This window comes from Hoyosella sp. YIM 151337 (assembly GCF_026041215.1).
GTDB lineage: Bacteria > Actinomycetota > Actinomycetes > Mycobacteriales > Mycobacteriaceae > Hoyosella.
In genome coordinates, this window is sequence record NZ_JAPEIQ010000006.1 from 668,625 (window position 1) to 689,928 (window position 21,304).

The 21,304-nt window shown below is 62.4% G+C and carries 4 protein-coding genes; 1 reads left to right on the forward strand and 3 read right to left on the reverse strand.

From position 1 onward, the window contains the following. Window positions 1-11: 11 nt before the first annotated feature. The 3 genes from ONR57_RS04500 to ONR57_RS04510 form a co-directional block, all read right to left on the reverse strand. A complete protein-coding gene (locus ONR57_RS04500; RefSeq protein WP_265121715.1) occupies window positions 12-1,484 on the reverse strand; it encodes a dynamin family protein in 1,473 nt (490 codons plus the stop codon). A gap of 78 nt (window positions 1,485-1,562) precedes the next feature. Continuing rightward, entirely contained in the window at window positions 1,563-3,332 is a 1,770-nt protein-coding gene (locus ONR57_RS04505; RefSeq protein WP_265121805.1) for a dynamin family protein, read from the reverse strand. A 274-nt stretch (window positions 3,333-3,606) separates the two neighbouring features. Next, window positions 3,607-18,810, reverse strand: coding sequence for a hypothetical protein (locus ONR57_RS04510; protein WP_265121716.1), 15,204 nt, complete (start codon window positions 18,808-18,810; stop codon window positions 3,607-3,609). Between the two features lie 287 nt (window positions 18,811-19,097). On the opposite strand from ONR57_RS04510, the gene ONR57_RS04515 reads away from it, so the two are divergent. Then, complete coding sequence (locus tag ONR57_RS04515) at window positions 19,098-21,299, forward strand: Hsp70 family protein (protein ID WP_265121718.1); 2,202 nt, start codon at window positions 19,098-19,100, stop codon at window positions 21,297-21,299. Window positions 21,300-21,304 lie beyond the last annotated feature (5 nt).

Below are 21,304 nucleotides of genomic sequence, written 5' to 3' on the forward strand. Positions count from 1 at the left end.
TCGGAGCCCCGTCACAAAGGAGCTGCATCCTCCATTAGTCCCTCCGCGCTGCGCGCCGCGGATCTGTATGCCGCTGCCGCGAAGGGGTCGTTCAGCGGGTGCTGAGCGCGGGAACGCCAGCGAAGAGCAGAATCACGAGCTAACTGCCGGACGACGTCAGGGGGCGTGCCCGACGGGACGCCGAGACGAGCTTGAGGCGAGGTGCCTCGGCCTCCGAGGATCCGCTTCAGGTCGCTCACATCAGGCACGCCGGAAAGCTTGTTTTTGAGCCGGGCGAGCACACGCAGCTCTTCCAGTCCATGGTCACTCGCTAACGAACGGTCCACCCGGGCCAGTAGCTCGCCGGTACCGCTGACCTGCGAAGTCGATAGGATCTCGCGCAACGTCAGCAGCGCCGAATGCGCCCTGAGCTCCTCTGAACGCTGCCGGAAATGAACAGCGATCAGCTCAGTGAGGTCATCAACTCCGCTGTGCGTGAGCAGCGCTTGCGCTAATTCGTTCGCGGAGGCAACGCCATCCTGCAGGAAACCGATTGCCACACGCACGCCGAACACCCCAAACCGGTTCATTAACGCGGACCGCGCTTCAGGGGCCACTGGCAGATCTGGTGAGCGAGTAAAACGGTCAGCCGACAGCAGCGCGAGGTCACGATCCCCTGCGGGAACGCGGCTGATTCGCTGCAAGTCAGCGAACTCGGATTCACGCAGGGTGCGAGCTGCGAGTGCGACCAGCCCAGACACTGGCACCACGGCCTGACACAGGCCGGCGCTCTCCAGTTCCGCCGCAAACCGATCCGCGACGTCACGCGCTGCGCCCATCGCATCTGGTCGGCCAGCACCGATTTCGTCGGCTCGCGCAACAACACCGATGATTCCGAGTGGCCCGGTTTCCCCGCCGAGCCGGGAGCCAACCTCCCGGAGGAAGCGGATGTCCGTGTCGTTGAGCGTGCGGAGCAGGTAAACCACCGCGTCAGCTTCCGAGGGGCCGCGCTCTGGCGTCAGCAGACGCGCCGTCCGCTCCGATACATCGTGGGACAGCGACGACATCCCCGGGGTGTCGATCAGCATCGTCTTCTCGAGGCTTTCTGACGGCCACCCGACTTCTATGCAGTCGATGTCAGACGCGGTCCTCGAACCCAGGTGGAACGCCAGGTTCCGGCCGCTGCGATCGATGATCACCGGCGAAGACTCCGAAACTCCCTCACTTTCGCGCCAGGCCACTGCGCTCGGCGCGTGGGCGTGGCGGTACCAGGTAACCACTTTTGTGCATTCGGTTGCATCGGACGGCGCGATCTCGTCACCAACCAGCGCGTTGAGCAGCGTCGACTTTCCGGCTTTGAGCGAGCCGGAGAACGCGATGCGCAGGGGCTGACGGGTGCGTTCGTCACAGTCCGCAATCGCCTGCTTGATGCCGATGCTGCCCCGGTAAAGGCGCGATGCTTCGCTGATCAATTCACGGGCGTGAGAAAGCTGAGGTCCCGTCACTGTTCCTGCCTTGTAGTTTCCGCGAAGTAGTTTCCGGCCTGTAGTTCTGGGTGTGTAGTTCCACGCTGGCGATGCCCGTTACTTCCCTAGCATCCGCTGCGCGGCGGCTTTGAGTTCTGTGAGTTCCGCCAGTGAGCTTTCGAGCTGAGCGATCCGGACCTCTCGGTCACGTTTCGAGAGGTTCACCGCTTCTTGGGCGGTGCGTACCGAGTCGTTGAGGGACCGCAGCGTTTGGCCAGCGATGTCGGTGAAATGGTCACGAAGCTGGCGCTGCACCCACCGCAGCCGGTCTCGCGACTCTTTGCCCGTCTGGAAGGCAACATCGTCGGTGTACTGCCTGATCGCCATCTTCGCGTCGGCGCGCCGCTTCTGCAGGCGGTTAGCCATGTCTTCTTTGTAGGCGCGTGCTCCGAATATTACGCCCGCGCCGATCGAGAGCGGGTTTATCAGCGCCATACCAACGAGCGTCGTCGCGAGACCCACCATGAGGATTCCGCCGTAGGACCCTCGCATCCCCACCATCACCTTGTCGGTGACGCTTAGCTTGCCTGATTCGATTTCCCCGAGGTCCGCGACGGGTTCCAGCACGCCCTCGACATCATCGAGCTCAATGTCGGGGATGTCGACGGCGTGGTCGAGAGCGAAGTGTTCACCGACTTGTTCAGCCAGCCAAAGGGAACGCTCATGGGCCCACACGAAGTTGTCGCCCACCGCCTTAGCCGCTTGGTCTTCAAGCCATCCGCCGAGTTCCTCCCAGGCCGGCCCAGGGTCAGTGGTATCGACGGTCTCTTCCGCCGCCCTCTGGACGTGGCGCAAGCGGTCCCGCAAGTCGTGTTCAATGTCCGCGACCAGGTCCATGACGCCGTCGTTGAGCGTCTGTTGCCACAGGGCCGAACGTTTGTGGAGTTCCTCCACCCGGGTACGGGCTTTTTCGAAGTCCGCGAGACGTTCCGCGTGGCGTGCGGGGTCGCGCAGCGAGGCCAGTTCAGCGCGCATCGAGATGATCAGGTGTTCGGTTGCTGCGGTGACGTCTGTCGCGGCCAGCCGGCGCAACGTTCCTGAGACCGTCTCCGCAACGTCATCACGCAGGAAACGAAACAGTTCCAGGAAACCCGATTCCTGGTTGAGTGACTCGTCTCGGCGCTGCAGCGCATATCCGCGCAGCAACGCCGACACGGCAAGGACCGGAATTTCGATTCGGGCCTCAGCCAGGTGGCGCTCGTTGGCTGCGGCGATTTCGCGCCAGTGCGGATAAAGGTCTGTTTTAGTGACGACACATGCGGCGGCCGGGCACACGCCCGCAGCCTGGCGGAGAAAGTCCACTTCCGGCACCGTCAGCTCGCGACTGGCGTCGGTGACGAAGAAGACTGCATCAGATGTTTGCAGCAGGCTGAGTGTGCTGGCTAATCGTGGATTACCGTGTCCGCCGACACCTGGCGTATCGATGAGCATGAGGCCTTCGCGCAGCACCGGCGAGGGAATGCCAATTTCTAGCCGCAGCACGCTTTGCCCGGCCGCGAACGGCGTGAGTGGTGTGATCGCATGGATTTCGTCCAGCGGCACCGGCTGGCGCGACACGTTCCCCGAGGTATCACTGAGGGCAAGAAAGGCAGCTGCCTGCTCCGCGTAGTGAACCTGCGTTGGCACTGCCGTCGCCTCGTCGTCACCGACCGTGCACGCACCCGCGTTGATCAAAGAGTTGACGAGTTGACTTTTACCTTGCTTCAACTCACCGACGACTGCCACACGCAGCCTCGAATCGCTGACACGTTCCCGGACAGCTATAAGTTTGCGGGCCAAGTCATCGCGGCCAGATTTCGTTACCGCACGCAGCGCCGTGTCGACCATCGCCACGAGTGCGGCTTGATCGGCCACCTTGCTTCGCACTGATGACACTGTGACATGTTGCGTCGTACCGTCCTGCGAGCCCGGCACGCTGGAGCGATCGATCGTGGCAGTGCGCTCGGGCGTCTGCGTCATCAAGTGGTCCCTTTCGCGCAGTGAAGCTCACCTTGGGACGGCGTGCTCCCGGAGGTTACCAAGTCCAGTCCGGGAGCACGCCAGCTTCGATCTACTCAGTGCAGACGATTTCTCTGCACCGGGCCAATTTCACGCTGCACGGTCACCCGATGAAGTCGCCGCTGTCTGCGACGGGAGCATCGAATGCGGACGTCAAACCGGAATCCCACGTTTGCGACAGGCCGCTTGAGAGCCCGGATGTAAGCCCACTCGTCAGCCCCGTGGCGGTCGTACCCAGAGTGTCTGCACCACTCCCCACCGTATCGGTCACGACACCCGTGACCGCACCGGTCGTGCTGGCAACCGGGGCAGCGTAGTCGGTTACGGGAGCACTGTAAGTGCTGTAGTCCGTGGTTCCGCTGAAGCTGTCCGTGCTGTCCGGGACGGACATTGCACTCACCGACTCAGACGCCGTGGTGAGTCCGCCCGTAATCCCAGCCGCGCCTTCAAGTGTCCCTGAGACGGCACCAGCAACTCCACCGATCGCCTCGGCTCCACCCGCAGCAGCGCCCGCGACGCCTCCAACAGCTTCCGCGGCAGCACCTCCGGCACCGGCCACACCAGCTGTTGCATCGCCCAGGAACTGGGTGCTCCCGGACAGCGCCCCGGCCGCGTCGCCAAGCGCGTCGGCGCCTCCAGCCACCGCACCGGTGACTCCGCCGAGAGCATCTGCCGAACCGCCCGCGGCACCAGCGAACGCTCCTGCCGCGTCGCCGATGACTCCAGCGCCACCGTCAAGCACCCCTGCGAACCCGCCAGCTGCGTCGCCGACAGCACCAGCTGACCCAGCGAGCGCACCCGCTGCGCCACCCAGCGCATCGGCGCCGCCTTCGAAGGCTCCCGTGAAGCCACCCGCGGCGCCTCCCACAGCTTCAGCAGCACCGGCAAGCGCACCACCCGCTTCCGCAGCGCCTGCAAGGGCACCAGCCACATCACCGATCGCTTCCGCGCCACCTGCAGCCGCACCAGCCGCCTCGCCCAGTGCACCCGCACTGCCCGCGAGCGCGCCAGCGGCCGCAGCGGCAGCACCAGCGCCACCGGCAAGTGCAGCACTGCCAGCCCCTGCAACGTCGCCGATCGCACCGGCGCTTCCCGCCAGGCCCCCGGCGACATCACCGACCGCTCCTGCCGAACCAGCAAGGCCACCAGCAGCGTCAGCGCCGCTTTGCAGAGCACCAGAGAATGCGCTTGCGGCATCGCCCAGTGCACCTGCGGAACCTGCCACAGCGCCTGCGGCACCACCGAAGGCGTCCGCACCGGCTCCGAGGGCGCCACCGAACGCACCCGCTGTTTCTCCGAGCGCACCCGCAGAACCGGCGAGTGCACCAGCGGCGCCGCCGACAGCGCCGGCTCCGCCTTCAAGCCCGCTTCCAGCCGCCCCGGCCACACCGCCCAAAGCTCCTGCCCCGCCGCTAACGGCGCCTCCCAGCGCACCTGCAAGCCCTCCAAGCGCGCCGGCCGAACCAGCGACCGCACCCGCAGTACTGGCAAGAGCATCAGCACCACCGCTGAGCGCGCCGCCAGCAGAACCTGCAGCGTCACCGAGCGCGCCCGCACTGCCCGCCAATGCTGCGGCGGTGTTGCCCGCAGCCGCAGCACCACCCTGCAGCGCCCCGCTGAACGCGCCAGCGGCGTCGCCGAGAACACCCGCCGACCCGGCAAGCGCTCCGGCGGCTCCTCCGACAGCGTCCGCACCGCCCTCGAACGCGCCAGTGAAGGCACCCGCTGCTCCACCCAGCGCACCTGCTGAGCCGGCGAGCGCACCAGCGACATCACCGACCGCCCCAGCAGAACCAGCAAGCGCACCAGCGGCACCACCGAGGGCCTCAGCACCGCCAGCGAATGCGCCCGCAGCTGCGCCCGCGACATCACCGACCGCCCCAGCAGAGCCGGCCAGCGCACCAGCGACATCACCGACCGCCCCAGCAGAACCAGCAAGCGCACCAGCCGCACCGCCAACAGCCTCAGCACCCCCGGTCAACGCACCGGAGAAGGCACCCGCGGCACCTCCAAGTGCGCCCGCGGAACCAGCCAGCGCACCGGCCACGTCTCCAACTGCACCGGCTGAACCAGCGGCCGCTCCAGCCACGTCGCCGATGGCGCCAGCTGAACCTGCGAACGCGGCACCCGCTTCGCCCAGCGCTCCAGCGCCCCCGGCGAAGGCCCCAGCAGCTGAACCGGCGACATCCCCGAGAGCACCAGCCGAGCCAGCTAGTGCGCCAGTCGCACCACCCACAGCCTCAGCACCACCAGCAAACGCACCCGCCGCACCACCAGCAACACCACCAAGCGCTTCCGCACCGACAGCCAGGGCGCCAGCCGCACCACCCACAGCCTCAGCACCACCAGCAAACGCACCCGCCGCACCACCAGCTACACCGCCGAGCGCTTCCGCACCGCCAGCCAGGGCGCCAGCTGCGCCACCCACAGCCTCAGCACCACCAGCAAACGCACCCGCCGCACCACCAGCTACACCGCCGAGCGCTTCCGCACCGCCAGCCAGGGCACCGGCTGCGCCGGCGGCGGCTTCAGCACCGCCAGCGAGTGTTCCTCCAAGCCCGAAGGCCGAGTCACCAAGCGCACCACCGAGACCCGCACCGGCCTCAGCACCGCCAGCCACCGCGCCAGCCGCGGCTCCTAATGCGCCAGCCGATCCAGCGAGGGCGCCACCAACCTCCCCGAGGGCGCCCGCACTTCCCGCGAGAGCACCGGCAACGTCACCGACAGCGCCAGCCGAACCCGCGAGCGCCCCGGCGACCTCGCCAGCTGCACCGGCGGCTCCGGCGAGAGCACCACCGGCTTCTCCCGCTGCGCCAGCGGCACCGGCCACGGCACCCGCAGCGTCACCAAGTGCGCTTGCGCCACCGGCGAAGGCGCCCGCAAAGCCACCCGCAGCCTCTCCGAGTGCGCCCGCGCTTCCTGCGAGTGCACCGGCAACGTCACCAACCGCACCAGCCGAACCCGCCAGCCCTCCTGCGACACCACCGAGCGCTTCGGCGCCACCAGCGAACGCTCCGGCTCCCGCACCAGCAACCTCGCCGAGCGCTCCGGCTGAACCGGCGAGCGCACCAGCAACCTCACCGACAGCTCCGGCTGACCCCGCAAGGGCACCAGCAGCACCGCCAATCGCTTCCGCTCCACCGGTGAATGCGCCGCCGACCGCGCCAGCAGCCTCCCCGAGGGCGCCCGCAGAACCGGCCAGACCGCCAGCGACTCCACCAACTGCGCCAGCCGAACCAGCCAGACCGCCAGCGACATCACCGACCGCGCCAGCCGAACCAGCCAGCGCGCCAGCCACACCACCGAGTGCCTCAACACCGCCAGCGAAGGCGCCCGCAGCTGCACCCGCAACGTCACCGATCGCACCCGCACTGCCGGCCAACGCACCGGCAGCGTCACCCAATGCAGCGGCGCCGCCTTCAAACGCACCAGTCAGACCGCCAGCGGCACCAGCCAATCCACTTGCGCTCCCCGCCAAAGCTCCCGCCACGTCGCCGACCGCACCTGCGCCGCCTGTAGCTGCACCACCCAGAGCGCCCGCGGCTTCTCCGAGGACCCCCGCGCCACCTGCGAGGCCGCCCGCGACATCGCCGATCGCCGACGCACCACCAGCGAGACCCGTGCCCACCGCCCCGGCGACGTCGCCCGCCGCACCCGCTGCACCAGCGAACGCTCCTGCGGCCGCACCTGCGGCTTCGGCACCACTCTCGAGTGCGCCCGTGAACGCTCCGGCTGCACCGCCGAGAGCTTCCGCGCCGCCACTCAGTGCGCCAGAAACAGCCCCGGCGGCTTCTCCGAGCGCTCCAGCCGAACCGGCAAGACTGCCTGCGACGTCACCGACCGCTCCAGCTCCACCCGCAAGTCCGGCTGCCGCAGCCCCGGCAACTTCACCGACCGCGCCAGCTGATCCCGCGAGCGCGCCCGCAACGTCACCGACCGCGCCCGCGCCGCCTTCAAAGGCACCGCCCACGGCGGCAGCAGCGTCACCCAGGGCGCCAGCAGATCCGGCGAGAGCTCCTGTCACACCTCCGACCGCACCAGCGCTACCTGCAAGATCGCTCGCAGCACCCGCAAGCGCTTCTCCCATGCCCGCAAATCCACCGATTGCTTCAGCACCACCGGCCGCAACGGCTGCGAGGCCTGCTGCTGCCGCTGCCGCGCCACCTGCTGCGGCGGCAGCAGCTCCGGCAACCGAACCTGCCGTTTGTCCCGCAGCGCCAGCGCTCCCTGCAACAGCTCCCGCAGCGTCACCAGCAGCGCCAGCCGAACTAGCGACCGCACCAGCGGCGCCACCAATCGCTCCCGCACCGCCGGCGAAGGCACCGCCCAGGCTTCCCGCAACGTCACCCGCAGCCCCGGCAGCACCTGCGAGCGCACCGGCGGCTCCGGCTGCGGCCCCTGCAGCACCGCTGAGCGCCCCCGTCGCACCGCCCGCTGCGCCCGCAAGCGCTTCAGCACCACCGGCGAACGCGCCCCCGAGGTTTCCAGCGACGTCTCCGACTGCCGTTGCCCCGCCGGACAGCGCTCCCGCTGCTTGCGCGGCTGCCCCCGCGGTTCCGTCCACTGCACCCGAGAGCGCACCTCCTGCAGCAGCTGCTGCCCCAGCTGCACCCGCGACCGCGCCCGCGGCAGCGCCCGCAGCTTCCGCCGCGCCCGCTGCGGCACCCGCGACCCCTGCCACGGCTTCAGCTGCACCGCTGAACCCGCCGGAGATATCACCTACAAATTCCACTGCACCAATACCTCCTGTGAGATCGCCAATTAGGCTGGGGTCAAGAACTTCTGAGAGATCTGGCAGGTCACCTAGGCCAGGCAAATCCCCGAGCCCGGGCAAGTCACCAATGTTGGCAGTGAAGTCACCAATCTGGCCGATGTTGCCTATATCGCCAAGAGTGGCGATATTTTCGACCACAGCCGAGATGTTGCCGAAGTCGCCGATCTGGGCGAGGTCTTCGAAGAACGCGGTCACATTGCCAATGTCCCCGGCTGAGAGGCCCGACAGCACATCACCAATGGCCGCGGACGGGTCGCCGCTGACGTTCACGACGCTGTCAATCATGTCGTTGAGGACTGAGGGGTCGCTGATATTGGCGAAATCTTGCAACGTGGCGGAGAGATTCCCGATATCGACTGTGTCGTTAAGCGATATTAGGTTCGTCAGGACGTCGCCGACCACGTTCCCCGACCCGAGGTTTGCTGCCGCGTCGTTTAGCACATCGCTAATCGAAGCGATCAGTGTTGGGTCACCGACAGCAGCGAGGTTCGAGAGAACGTCGCCGATCTGACCGATCACCGTTGGGTCCGACACGCCCGTGAGGTCCCCAATCACCGAGCTAATCGGCCCGAGCTGGCCGAAGTCACCACTCAGTATGTCCGTGAGCTCATTGCCAGAAGCGATACCGGAAAGCACATCACCGAATTGGCCCACAATCGCTGGATCACCAATCGCGCTCAGACCCGAAAGCACATCTCCGATCTCACCGACCACCGTCGGGTCGGAAATGTTGCCAACGCCGTTCAGGAAGTCACCCACCTGCCCAAAGACATCGTTACCGCTGAGAACATCACCGATTTGGCCGACACCGCTGATGTCACCTAGCTGCGCAAGGCTGTCGAACACAGCACCGACAGCACTGATATCACCAACCTCCGCGAGATCACTGAAGAACGCCCCGAGCTGCCCGATATCGCCAGACGCGATATTCGACAACACATCGCCGACCGCAGCTGATGGATCACCCGACGCCAGTCCGTTGAGGAAGTCAGCGACAATCGCGGGATCGCTGATGTTCGCGATGTCCCCGAATGCAGCTCCCAGGTTTCCGATGTCGACAGTGTCACTCAGCGTTGCCAGATTGGAGAGAATATCGCCGAACTGGCCAACATTTTCGATGTCGGCCACGTTGGACAGGACGTCACCCACCTGACCGAATATCGCAGGATCGGTGATTGTAACGAGGTTCGAAAGAACATCGCCAAACTGCCCGACCACTGTGGGGTCGGCAACCGCAGTAAGGCCCGACAGCACGTCACCGACCTGATTGCCGCTGAGAACATCACCGATCTGACCGATCACCGCGGGATCCGCTATACCGGTGAAGCCGGAGAACACATCACCGATCTCACCGATTATTGACGGGTCATTCAAGGCAGCGAGTCCGCTAAGGACATCACCGAACTGGCCGACGTCACTGATATCACCCAACTGCGCGAGGTTGTCAAACACCGCATTGATCCCGTTGAGGTCACCTGCCTGCGCGATGTCCTGAACGATGGCGGTGAGCTGCCCAACATCTCCACTCGAGATAGTTGTAAGCACGTCCCCAACAGTGGCCGACGGGTCAGCGCTAACAAGGTCGTTCAGGAAGTTCGAGAGCAACTGCGGGTCACTAACGTTCGCGAAATCCTGCAGGACAGTCCCGACTGCGTCGAGGTTGAAGCTGTCACTCATCGACGCGATGTTGGCAATGATGTCACCGACCTCATTGCCACTGAAAAGGTCACCAAGCTGGCCGAAATCGCTGATGTTGCCGATTCCCGAGAGGACGTCCCCGACCTGACCGATTGCTGTTGGATCGCCGATCGAGCTGAGCCCGGAGAGTACGTCACCAATCTGTCCAGCATTCCCGGAGAGCAGATCACCAAACTCGTTGCCGTTGATTCCGGACAGAACGTCACCGACCTGACCGATGACGGCAGGATTCAGCGCCGACAGGTCACTCAGCACGTCACCCATCTGCCCGATGTTGGTGATGTCACCCGACAGGATGTCAGTGACTGGATTCGCGTTCCCGGAAAGGACATCACCGATGTCTCCCAGGTTGGCGAGATCGCTGAGCACTGAGAGGTTTTGGAAGACTGCACCTAGCTGTCCAATGTCTCCAACCTGGGCGACGTCCTGGAAAAATGCCGCAAACTGACCAATGTCACCGGTCTGGGCAACGTCCTGCAGTGTCGCGCCTAGCGCACCGATGTTGAGGTTGTCGCTCAGCGCGCTGAGGTCATTGAGAGAGTCGCTTATCTGACCGAAGTTCTCGAAGGAACCGATACCGCTCAGCACATCGCCGATCTGTCCGATCGTGGCGTTATCGCCGATCGAAATCAGCTCTGACACAACGTCACCAATTTCGTTGGCATTGCCGAAGTTCGACAGGATGTCGGTGACCTGACCAATCACCGTGGGATCAGAGATATTTGCGATGCCGGACAGAACATCACCGAGTTGGTTCCCGTTCCCGGCTTCGACGAAGTTGCTGAGCACGTCCCCAATCTGCCCAACATTGCTGATGTCATTAAGCGCAGCAATGTTCTCGAAGACTGGGCTGAGAACGTTGAGATCACCCATCTGGGCGAGATTGTCTAAGAAGGCTCCAACCTCGCTGATATCGCCCGTCTGCGCAATGTCTTGCAGAACCGCACCGAGTTCACCGACGTTGAAGCTGTCGCTGATCGTGCCGAAGTTGCTGAGGATGTCGCTAATTTGTCCAATGTTGGTGAAGTCGCCTGCACTCGCGAGATTCGAGAGCACATCGCCGATTTCGCCGACATTTGCGAAGTCGCCCGCATCCACCAGATCACTGAGTACGTTGCCGATCTGCGTGTTGTCGAGATTCGCGATGCCGCTAAGGACGTCGCCGATCTCACCGAAAACGGTGGGGTCGGTGATGTTCGCGAACCCGGATAGGACATCACCGAGCTGGTTTGCATTTGCCAGGCCACTCAAGACGTCACCAATCTGATTGGCGTTGCCCGCATCCACCAGATCACTGAGAACATTGCCGACCTCGTTCGCATTACCGATACCTGACAGCACTTCACTGATGTGACCGACATTGCTGAGGTCATTCAGTGCAGATAGGTTGTCGAATACCGCGCTGATGCCGGTGACATCACCGACCTGAGCGATGTCCTGCAGGAACGGGGCGAAGTCTCCCATTTGCGCGACATCCTGCAACGTCGCTGCGAGTGTTCCGAGGTTCAGGTTGTCGCTGATCGCGCTGAAGTTCGAGAGGATGTCACCGACCTGTCCGATGTTCTCGAGTCCTCCGAGGCTCGACAGGACGTCACCGACTTCTCCGATCCCCGTGACGTCACCGAAGGAGCCGAGTCCACTGAGGACGTCACCGAGTTGCCCTATTGAGTTTCCGTCACCAATGCCTGACAGGCCGGAGAGTACGTCACCCACATCGTTGCCTGATGCGAGACCAGAAAGGACGTCACCGACCTGACCGATCACCGTGGGATCGGAAATGTTCGCGATGCCCGACAGCACGTCAGTGATGGGAGCGATGACGGTGGGATCAGAAATATTGCCGATGCCACTAAGCACGTCACTGATGTCGCTGATGTTCCCAAAATCACTCAGTGTCGAAATGTTTTCGAAAACTGGGTTCAGAACACTGAGGTCACCGTTTTGCGTGATGTTGTCGAAGAATGCGCCGACCTGGCTGATGTCGCCCGTGTTTGCGAATCCCTGCAGCACATCACCGAGGTTGGTAACCGGCGCGAAGTCACCGACGTCTACCAGGTCAGACAGAATCTCGCTGACTTGGCCGACATTCTCTAGGTTGCCGAAACCGCTGAGCACATCGCCGACCTGGCCAGCGTTGTCCATGTTGGCGATGCCGCTGAGGACATCTCCGATCTGACCGATCGATGCGATGTCTCCAGTTGTCAGGCCGCTCAGCACATCACTGATGTCATTGCCGCCGGCCAGACTGGTGAGGACGTCACCAACCTGGGCGATCACCGCCGGATCCGAAATGTTGGCGATTCCAGACAGCACGTCACCGAACTGGCCGAAGTCGCCAGTGAGCACATCGCCGATCTGGCCTACGTTGTCGAGAACCGGGCTCAGAACGCTGAGGTCACCGGCCTGACCGATGTTCTGGAAGAAGTTGGTGAGGTTGCCGAGATCTCCATTATTGGTGATTGCTGAGAGCACATCACCGGACAGCACATCTCCGACTTCACTTGCTATGCCGGTGATGTCGCCGACCGTGTTGCCCGACCCGAGATTCGCTGCCGCGTCGTTTAGCACATCGCTAAACGAGCCGATCAGTGTTGGGTCGCCGATGCTAGCGAGGTTTGACAGCACATCACCAAACTGGCTGTTGTTGAGAACATCACTGACCTGTGCGAGCGAAATGGCCGCGACATCGCCAATCTGGCCGACGCCGTTGTCGCCGTTGGCAATGCCGCCGACCATGTCCCCAATTTGATTACCACCGGCAAGCCCATTAAGGACGTCTGTGATGGTATTTCCGTTTGCGATGTCACTGAGCTGCCCAATGTTGCTCAGCACATCACCGATGGCGTTGACGTCACCGACATCAGCCAGGTCATTGAAGAATGCCGCGAGCTGCCCGATGTCACCAGTGGTGAAGCCAGAGAGGATGTCACCGATGTCGCTGGAAGGGTTGAGGATGTCGCTCAGCACAGACGGATCAGTGATGTTAGCGAAGTCCTGCAAAGCGTTGCCGATGGCAGTCAGGTTGGCGGTGTCACCCAGCGTTACAAGCTGCGAGAGTACGTCTCCGACCTCAGTGAAATTGCCGGAGAAAAGGTCGCCACTAAGCACGTCGGCGATTTGTCCGAGGTTCTCGACGTTTCCGATTCCGATCAGCACATCGCCAAGCTGACCGATCGCGGTAGGATCACCAATCTGAGCGAGACCGGAAAGAACGTCGCCGAACTGATTGCCGCCGAGCACGTCACCTAGTTGGTTACCCGAAGCAAGACCCGACAGAGCTTCACTAAAGTCACCGACGATTGCGGGGTCGGTGATCTGCGCGAAGTTCGAGAGCACGTCTCCGACCTGGCCGATCACGGTATTGTCCGTGATGTCTCCGAGCTGTGCGATATTCGACAGGACGTCAGTGAGCTGGTTGCCTGACAATACGTCGCCGATATCTGCCAGGTTGCCTGCAATGCCGGTAATGTCACCCGCCTGCGCGAGAGTCTCGAAAAATGCGCCAACCTGCTCGAGTTGACCGATGTTCGACAAGACATCTCCAAAAACGGCAGACGGATCGCCGGTAGCGATATTGCTGAGGATGTCCCCGATAAGAGCGGCGTCGCTGATGTTGGCAAAGTCCTGGAGTACCGCTCCGAGCGAAGCGATCGTAGCGTCGTCACCGAACGAGCCGATGTTTGACAGGACATCACCGACTTGGCCGATTGCCGCAGGGTCGCCTACAGAAGCGAGTCCACTGAGGACGTCACCAAATTGGCCGATCAGTGCCGGGTTAGCGATGTTTGACAGGATGTCACCGAACTCGTTGCCACCAGCCAGGTTGTTGAGTACGTCCGTGAACTGACCGATCACGGCCGGATCCGCGCTAAACCCAGAAAGCACATCGCCGAAACCGCTCAGGATGTCACCGAACTGAGTGCCGGAGAGAATATCGCTGACATCCCCGATACCTGAGACGTCTCCGAGGTTGTTTCCGCCAACAATATTCGATAGCACATCATTGAACTGACCGAATCCACTGAGTACATCGCCAATCTCGCCGATGTTCGCGATGTCGCTGAGGCTGACAAGGTTGTCGAAGACTTGACCCACGGCCGTGAGGTCTCCCACCTGCGCGATGTCCTGGAAGAACGCGCCCACCTGGTTCAATTCCGCGAGCCCAAAGTCACCGAAGTTCGAGATGTTGGACAGTACGTCTCCCGACAGGATGTCGCCGAAGACTGCGGATGGGTCACCAATCGTTGCGATGTCCTGCAAAGCCGCGCCGAGCGCACCGATATTCAGGTTCTCGCTCACCGTCGCGAGGTTAGAAAGCACGTCGCCGACCTCGCCGATTCCGTTCCCGTCACCGATGCCGATTAGGCCGGAAAGGATGTCTCCGTTGTTACCAGACAGCAGATCGCCCACTCCGCTCAGGTTCTCCACGTTTCCGATGCCGGAAAGTACGTCGCCAACCTGCCCGAATAGCGTTGGATCGGAGATGCCCGCAATATCGCCGAGGAACGTTGTGATCGGCCCAAACTGACCAGCGTTGCCCGAGAGAATGTCGGCAAGATCGGAAACTGCGACCGGATTGTTCGACGCGAGGCCGGACAGAATGTCACCGAACTGGCCGATCAAAACGGGGTCGTTGAGCGCGCCAAGGCCCGAAAGAATGTCACCGAACTGAGCGAAATCGCTAAAGTCACTCAGCTGCGCGACATTGCCGCTCAAGACGTCACCGATCTGCGCGATGTTTCCGCTGCCGATCCCGGAGAGAACGTCACCAAACTGGGTGACGCCGTCAGCGTTCGCCAGGTTGGTGAGTACATCTCCAGCCTGCGCGACATTGCCGCTCAAGACGTCACCGACAACGCTGAGGTTGTTCACGTCACCGAACTGGGCGAGGCTTTCGAAGACGGGACCAATCGCGGTGAAATCGCCCGCGGTGATGAGGTCTGACAGGAGCGACGTGTCGGAGAGGTTCGCGAAGTTGTTCAGTGCGTCACCGATCGCACCGATACTCGCGATATCGCCCGTCGAAGCGAGGTTCGAGAGGATGTCACCGACTTGACCGATCGCGCCGACGTTTCCTGAGAGGACGTCCCCAATCTGTCCCACTACCGCGGGATCGGTGAAGGCACTGAACCCTGAGAGGACGTCCCCCACCTGGCCGAGAACCACTGGGTCAAACTGTGCAAGGTTGGACAGCACATCCCCAAATTGGTTGCCGGAAAGGGCTTCTCCGATCTGGGTTATCACCGTGTTGTCGGCAATTTGCGCGAAGTTCGAAAGGATGTCGCTCACCTGGCCAATTGCCACCGCGTCGTTGAGCGCCGTGATGCCCGAGAGGACGTCACCCACCTGGTTTCCTCCCGCGATACCTGAAATCACGTTGCCAACCTCGTTCCCGGTGAGCACATCACCGATATGACCAGCGAAATCCCCAAACTGGTTGCCTGATAGTAGATTTGCGGCGATGTCACCGAAGTCGCCTGCGATACCGGTGATATCGCCGAGCTGGTTTCCGCTCAGCAGTTCACCGATCTGCCCGATGGTGCTGATGTCACTCAGTTGAGCAATGTTGTTCAGAACGTCGCCAAGCTGACCGATCACGACCGGATCATTGATCAGCGCGATATTGGAAAGAACGTCGGTAAGTTGGTTGCCACCCGCCACGTTGGTAAGCACGTCGCTGATCTGATTCAGCACAGTGATATCTCCGGCGTCGATCAAGTCGCTGAGAACGGCGATGTTGTCGAAAACTGGAGAAAGTGCACTGATATCGCCGATCTGGCCAATAATCGTTGGATCCGTGATGTTGGCGATGTTCTCAAGTGCAGATCCGATGGCGGTGAAGCTGGCACCATCACCGAGCTGGCCGATGTTCGAGAGCACGTCCCCGATCTGGTTGAGTGCCGTAACGTCGCCAGTAAGGATTTCGCCTACGCCCGAACCATTTCCGATGTTGCTGAGAACGTCCCCAATCCCGCTCAGGTTCTCGACGTTGCCGAGCCCGATAAGGACATCACCGATCTGACCGAGGACGCCCGCGTTGTTCAGCGCCACCAGGTCTGAAAGCACATCACCGATCGTGCTCACATTTGTGACGTCGCCGACCGTACCGATGAGTTGCGCGCTGTTGGCGCTGAGCAGGTCGCCGATGTTCCCGATATTGTTGAGAAATTCCGCAGCTCCCGCGATATCGCCCATCTGAGCAACGTCTTGCAGGAACGCCGCGAAGTTGCCGAGGTCACCGTTATTGGTGAGGACGTCACCAATCTGGCCGATTCCGATCGTGTCCGAGTCGATGACGGCGTTCAGGAAATCAGCGACAAATACCGGGTCACCGATGTTCGCGAAGTTCTGGAGCGCGTTCGTCAGCACGTCGACGCCAACATTGTCGTTGAGGAAAGCGAGATCCGACAGGATGTCGCCGATAGTGCCGATTCCAGTGGAGTCGCTGATGCCGGTGAGATCTCCGAGCACTGCGGTGAGGGGCCCCAACTGACCAATGTTGTTGGACAGCACATCTCCGACACCCTCGAGTGATGCACCATTGGCGACATTGCTAAGGACATCGCCGATTTCGCCAATCGTTGTGGGCTCGAACGTGGACGCCAGGTTCGACAGCACGTCGCCGAGCTGACCGATGTCACTAAGGTTGGAAAGGACATCTCCGTTGTTGGTGATCAGGTTAGTAAGCGTGTCGCCGACCTGACCGATTCCTGTCAGGTCTCCGAACTGACCGATGTTCTGCAGGACATCGCTGATGAGCGCGATATCGCTAAAATTCGCAGTACCAGTGATGTTGTTCAGCACATCGCCGACCGTTGCGGATGGGTCAAGGATGCTGATGTTTTGGAGAAAGTCACTCACCTGGTTAAGCACGGCGACATCGCTGATGTTCGCGATGTTCTGCAGGTTGTCGCTGAGGATTGAAAGCGGGCCAGTGAGATTGGCGGAGTCGGTGAGGTTCGCAAAGTTGGACAACACATCACCGAGCTGGCCAATTAACGCCGTGTCACCGATTGAAGCAAGCTGGTTGAGCACATTGCTGATTTCTCCGATACCGGTGAGATCCTGTGCCGTGAGGTTTGAGAGAACATCACCGATCGTCGCGCTCGGTTCGTTGAGGATGTCCGAAACGCCCACAAGATTGCCGACATCGGAAATCCCACTAAATCCGTTGAGAACGTCTGTGAGCGCGGTGTTGAGCGTGTTGATGTCGCCGACATTGGATAACACTGCCACGAGATCGCTGAAGGTTACATCCGGGTCGAAGACCCCCGTAAGGCCGTCGAGCACAGAGTTGAAAACGCTGAGGTCCCCGATCTGAGCGAACTGCTGCAAGGTGTCCGCAACCGTCGCGATATTGGTGATGTCGCCAATCTGGGACAGCCCCGAAAGTATGTTGCCGATCTCGCCGATGCCACTGAAATCACCGGCGTTGCTGAGTATGTCACCAATGACGGCCGAGGGGTCACCGACGTTGACGAGGTTCGAAAGGATGTCGCCGACCTGTCCAACATTCGTCAGGTCACCGACATTGGCGAAGTCCTGCAGAATTTGACCGATGTTGGAGACGTCACCGATCCCCGACAGATTCGACAGGAAGTCACCAACATTGATGAGGTTGCTGAGGACGTCGGTATCCGTAATGTCGAGATCTTGCAGAATTGCGGTGATTCCCCCGAGGTCGTTGATACCCGTAATGTTCTGCAGGAGTGACGGATCGATCGATCCGATGCCCGTGATGTTCTGCAGAATGTCACCCACCTGACCGAGTGCGGTCAGGTCGTTCAAGAAGGCGATGTTCTGCAGGAAGTCGCCGATCGGACCGATTCCGGTGACGTCACCGACGTTGGCGAGGCTGTTGATGATGTCACCGATCGCCAGCGACGGCTCGAGGATGCCGATGTTCGAGAGGTTTTGCACGAAGTTCCCGATGTCGGTGAGGTCACCAAGCGAGGCTGCATTGATGAGGTCGCCGAAGACGTTGTTGCTCAGCACGTCGATCGGGAGAATCTCGGAAAGCGTGATTCCTGACGTGAGGATGTCGGTCAGAATCGGGCCGGTGAGATTGCCGATATCACCGAGATTGATATCCCCCAGACCGATATCACCGAGGCTGATGTCACCGATGTTGCCGATATTGCCGATGTCGCCGATATTGGTAACCGGCCCGGTCACATCTCCTCCGCCGGGCGGATTGTTGATGATAATAGTGTCGCCACCACCGCCGGGCGGGGTGGTGATGATGTTGTTGTTCGTATTGTTGTTGATATTGGTGATAGGTGCCGCCGCGCCGCCGCCTGGTGCGCCAGGATTGATGACGGGGGCAATCACTGGAGTTATTACAGGCGCAATCACGGGGTTGAAGACAATGTTGCCCCCGCCTGCCCCACCTCCGGGCGTGACTATCGTCGGACCGACGATAGTCGGTCCGACGATAGTGGGACCGGTGGTGCTCGGTCCCACAATCGTAGGTCCGTGGGTCACGGCGGATGAGCTTCCGCCTGGCCCCTGCACCACTACTGCCTTTCCGCCACCGTGCCCACCGCCGGGAGTCAGAAGATTGACGATTTTGGTGGCTCCCCCCGCCGCCAGGTGCGAAGCACCGAACCACCCAGACGGGCACAGATGCGCGGCTAGGGCACTCGGATCACCATTAAAGCCGCCGATTTTGCAGATCAGCGGCGCGATGGCGTCGATATCCGCGCGACAAAAAGGCAGTACCTCGTGCTTTTCAAGGAAACATGCTGGGTTGGCGAGGAACTCTTCACGGGCACTCGAGTCCCGGAGCAGCCAAAGAATAAGTGCAACCAGTGGGTTGCCCGCGGTAATCGACATTGCCTCAGCCCTCGTTCCGTCCGTGGGTGACAAAAGCACGCTCACGCGCATCGTTGTGAGCTCGATTCTTCGCGCGGCCCCGACCGTGCCCAATGGGGGACAACCCGCGATTGGTTACCGTCGCTTAGGGGAACGATCTTTAGGGGAAGCGCCCCCTATAGGGGATATGCCCGGTAGTCTTGGCGTGTCCTAGACCACACCCACACCGGGACTGGGATTGTGGGCGGGGAACGTTCGCCTGCAGCGCAGGCAGTGCAACACCGCTGCAGCAAACTGAAAGGTGCGCCTTGACTGGTCTGGGGTTAAGCATCGGAAGCGCCTGCTACACGGTATCGTGCTGTACCGAGCAGAACACCGAGGAAAACGCAGCCCGCGCGCTGACAAGACCGGCCCCGCTCCTGCTTCACAGCGACGGCACAGTCACGTTCAGCGATAGCGCCGCCACGGTGCAAAGGCACGCGGCCGCGCGCCCTATCGTGCTCTCAGACCTCTGTGAACGCGTCGGTGACGCCGTGCGCATAGCCGGAGCGAACGGCGAGACCAGCGACGCGGCAACGGTTGCTGCGACTGCGGTCCAGATGCTGCGTGCGGAATTCGGAGGCGATACGACTGCTTCGGCGGTGGTCGCAGTCCCAGCGGACTGGTCGGAGTATGCACGGGCGACGTTCGCAGAGGCTTTGCGGACTGTCTGTGAGCCAGCGCCCGCGCTGGTGACTGAATCTGACGCGTTGATCGCCTTCACGCATCGTGAATACGGGGCCGCGGACGGTGCTTCGCTGGTTATCGATATCGGTGCCCGGTATACGGACGTGACAATCTCCCAGCGGACGCCCGAAACAGGGTCCGAGCTGCCAGCCACGCACTTTCGGACGGCGGACGTGAGCGGCGAGTGGTTCGATTATGCGCTTTTGACCCACGTACTTCCACAGGTCCACAGCGAAGCGGAGATTGCCGAACTCGCTGATCAAACCGCTCCAAGACGACTCGTCGAGAGCGCTCTGAACCTTCGAAACGCCGCGCGTATTGCTCGCGAGACCCTCTCCTTCCGAACGACCGCCCAAGTCCTGTCTGAACGTGGTGGCAACGCGCAGGACATTCGAGTCGTTCGAAACGAATTTGAAGAACTCATCACGCCGGCATGTAGACGGCTGGCTGAGTTCACCCGTCAAGCCCTGCGAACCGCCCAGATCAGCGAGTCGGACGTCGCACGCATCGTCCTCGCTGGCGGTGTCGCCGCGACCCCGCTCATCACCGAGTTGCTCACTCGTGAGTTCCGGCTGCCAGTACTTACACCCCGTGACCCCGGTCTCGCGGTTGCGATCGGCGCTGCACACGTCGCCGCGTCGGGCAGCTTTGAATCTCCTTCGTCCGCGCCCCGACCGTTGGCGTCGAGCGCGCGCCCCCAGCAGCTCGCAGCGACCCAGCGCAGACGGCCCGTTCCACCGATGTTGCCCACAATCGAACGGGCAGCGTCTCGGCGCAACGTCGGGCGCGCGGCCGCTGTCGCAAGTGCCGCTGCAGCCGTGGTCCTGATCGCCGCCGGATCGCTCAGCGTCGGAACGTCCTTTTTCCCTATGACCTCCTCAGCCGGAAGCGTGCAGGAAGCCGCCGAAGCCGAGACGGGCGCCGGGCAGCACAGCGGCGACTCTCCTACTGCGCTCATCGGCGCGGCACCTAGTCAGCAACCTGCGGCGGCCTCCTCAATTCTCGGCACAGCTCCGCGCACAGCGGCGCCCTCGGCCCCTCTCCCGCGACACCCCGGTGTGTCCAGTGCAGGTCAGCGTCCTTCAACGGACCCCTCGCTACCCGCCACAGATCCCACTTCGGATAGCTCACAAGCGCCGGCCAGCAGCCCGCCGCACACGGTCGGCGATGGCAGCGGCCCGAGCACACCCGCTCCCAGCCCGGCCCCCAACAGTCCGCAGCCGAGTGCCCCGGACTCGCCAGCTCCGCAGCCCAGCGCTCCTGGGCCCACGACGAATCCGCCGCCCCCTGTGCAATCCCCTAGTACGAACACGCCGCCGCCAACGACTACAGCTCCACAACCGTTTGTGCCGCCACAGCTGCCGTCGCCTGGCACTGTGGTGGGCCCGGTGACCTCGGGAGTCACGGAGTCCGTGGGCGGTGTGACTGACACCGTTGGCGGAACCGTCGGCGGTGTGACAGGCGGCTTGGGACAAACCGCAGGAAACCTGGTGCAAGGTACGACCGGCGCAGTCGGTGGTGTTACGGATACCGTCGGCGGCGCTGTCGGTGGCGTCACCAATACACTTGGCGCTCCGACTAGTACGGTCAGCGGCGTCACCGGTACGGTCGGCCAAGTGGCTGGCACTGCAGGTGCTGTCACCGATCCGGTGACGGGTACGGTCAGCGGCGTCACTGGCACTGTGGGTGATGCAACGGGTGGACTCACTAGTGGAGCGGGAGGGCTGCTAGGTTCCCCGCTTAATACGGTCGGCGGCGTACTCGGCGGGGTGACGAGTCGTTGACGGCA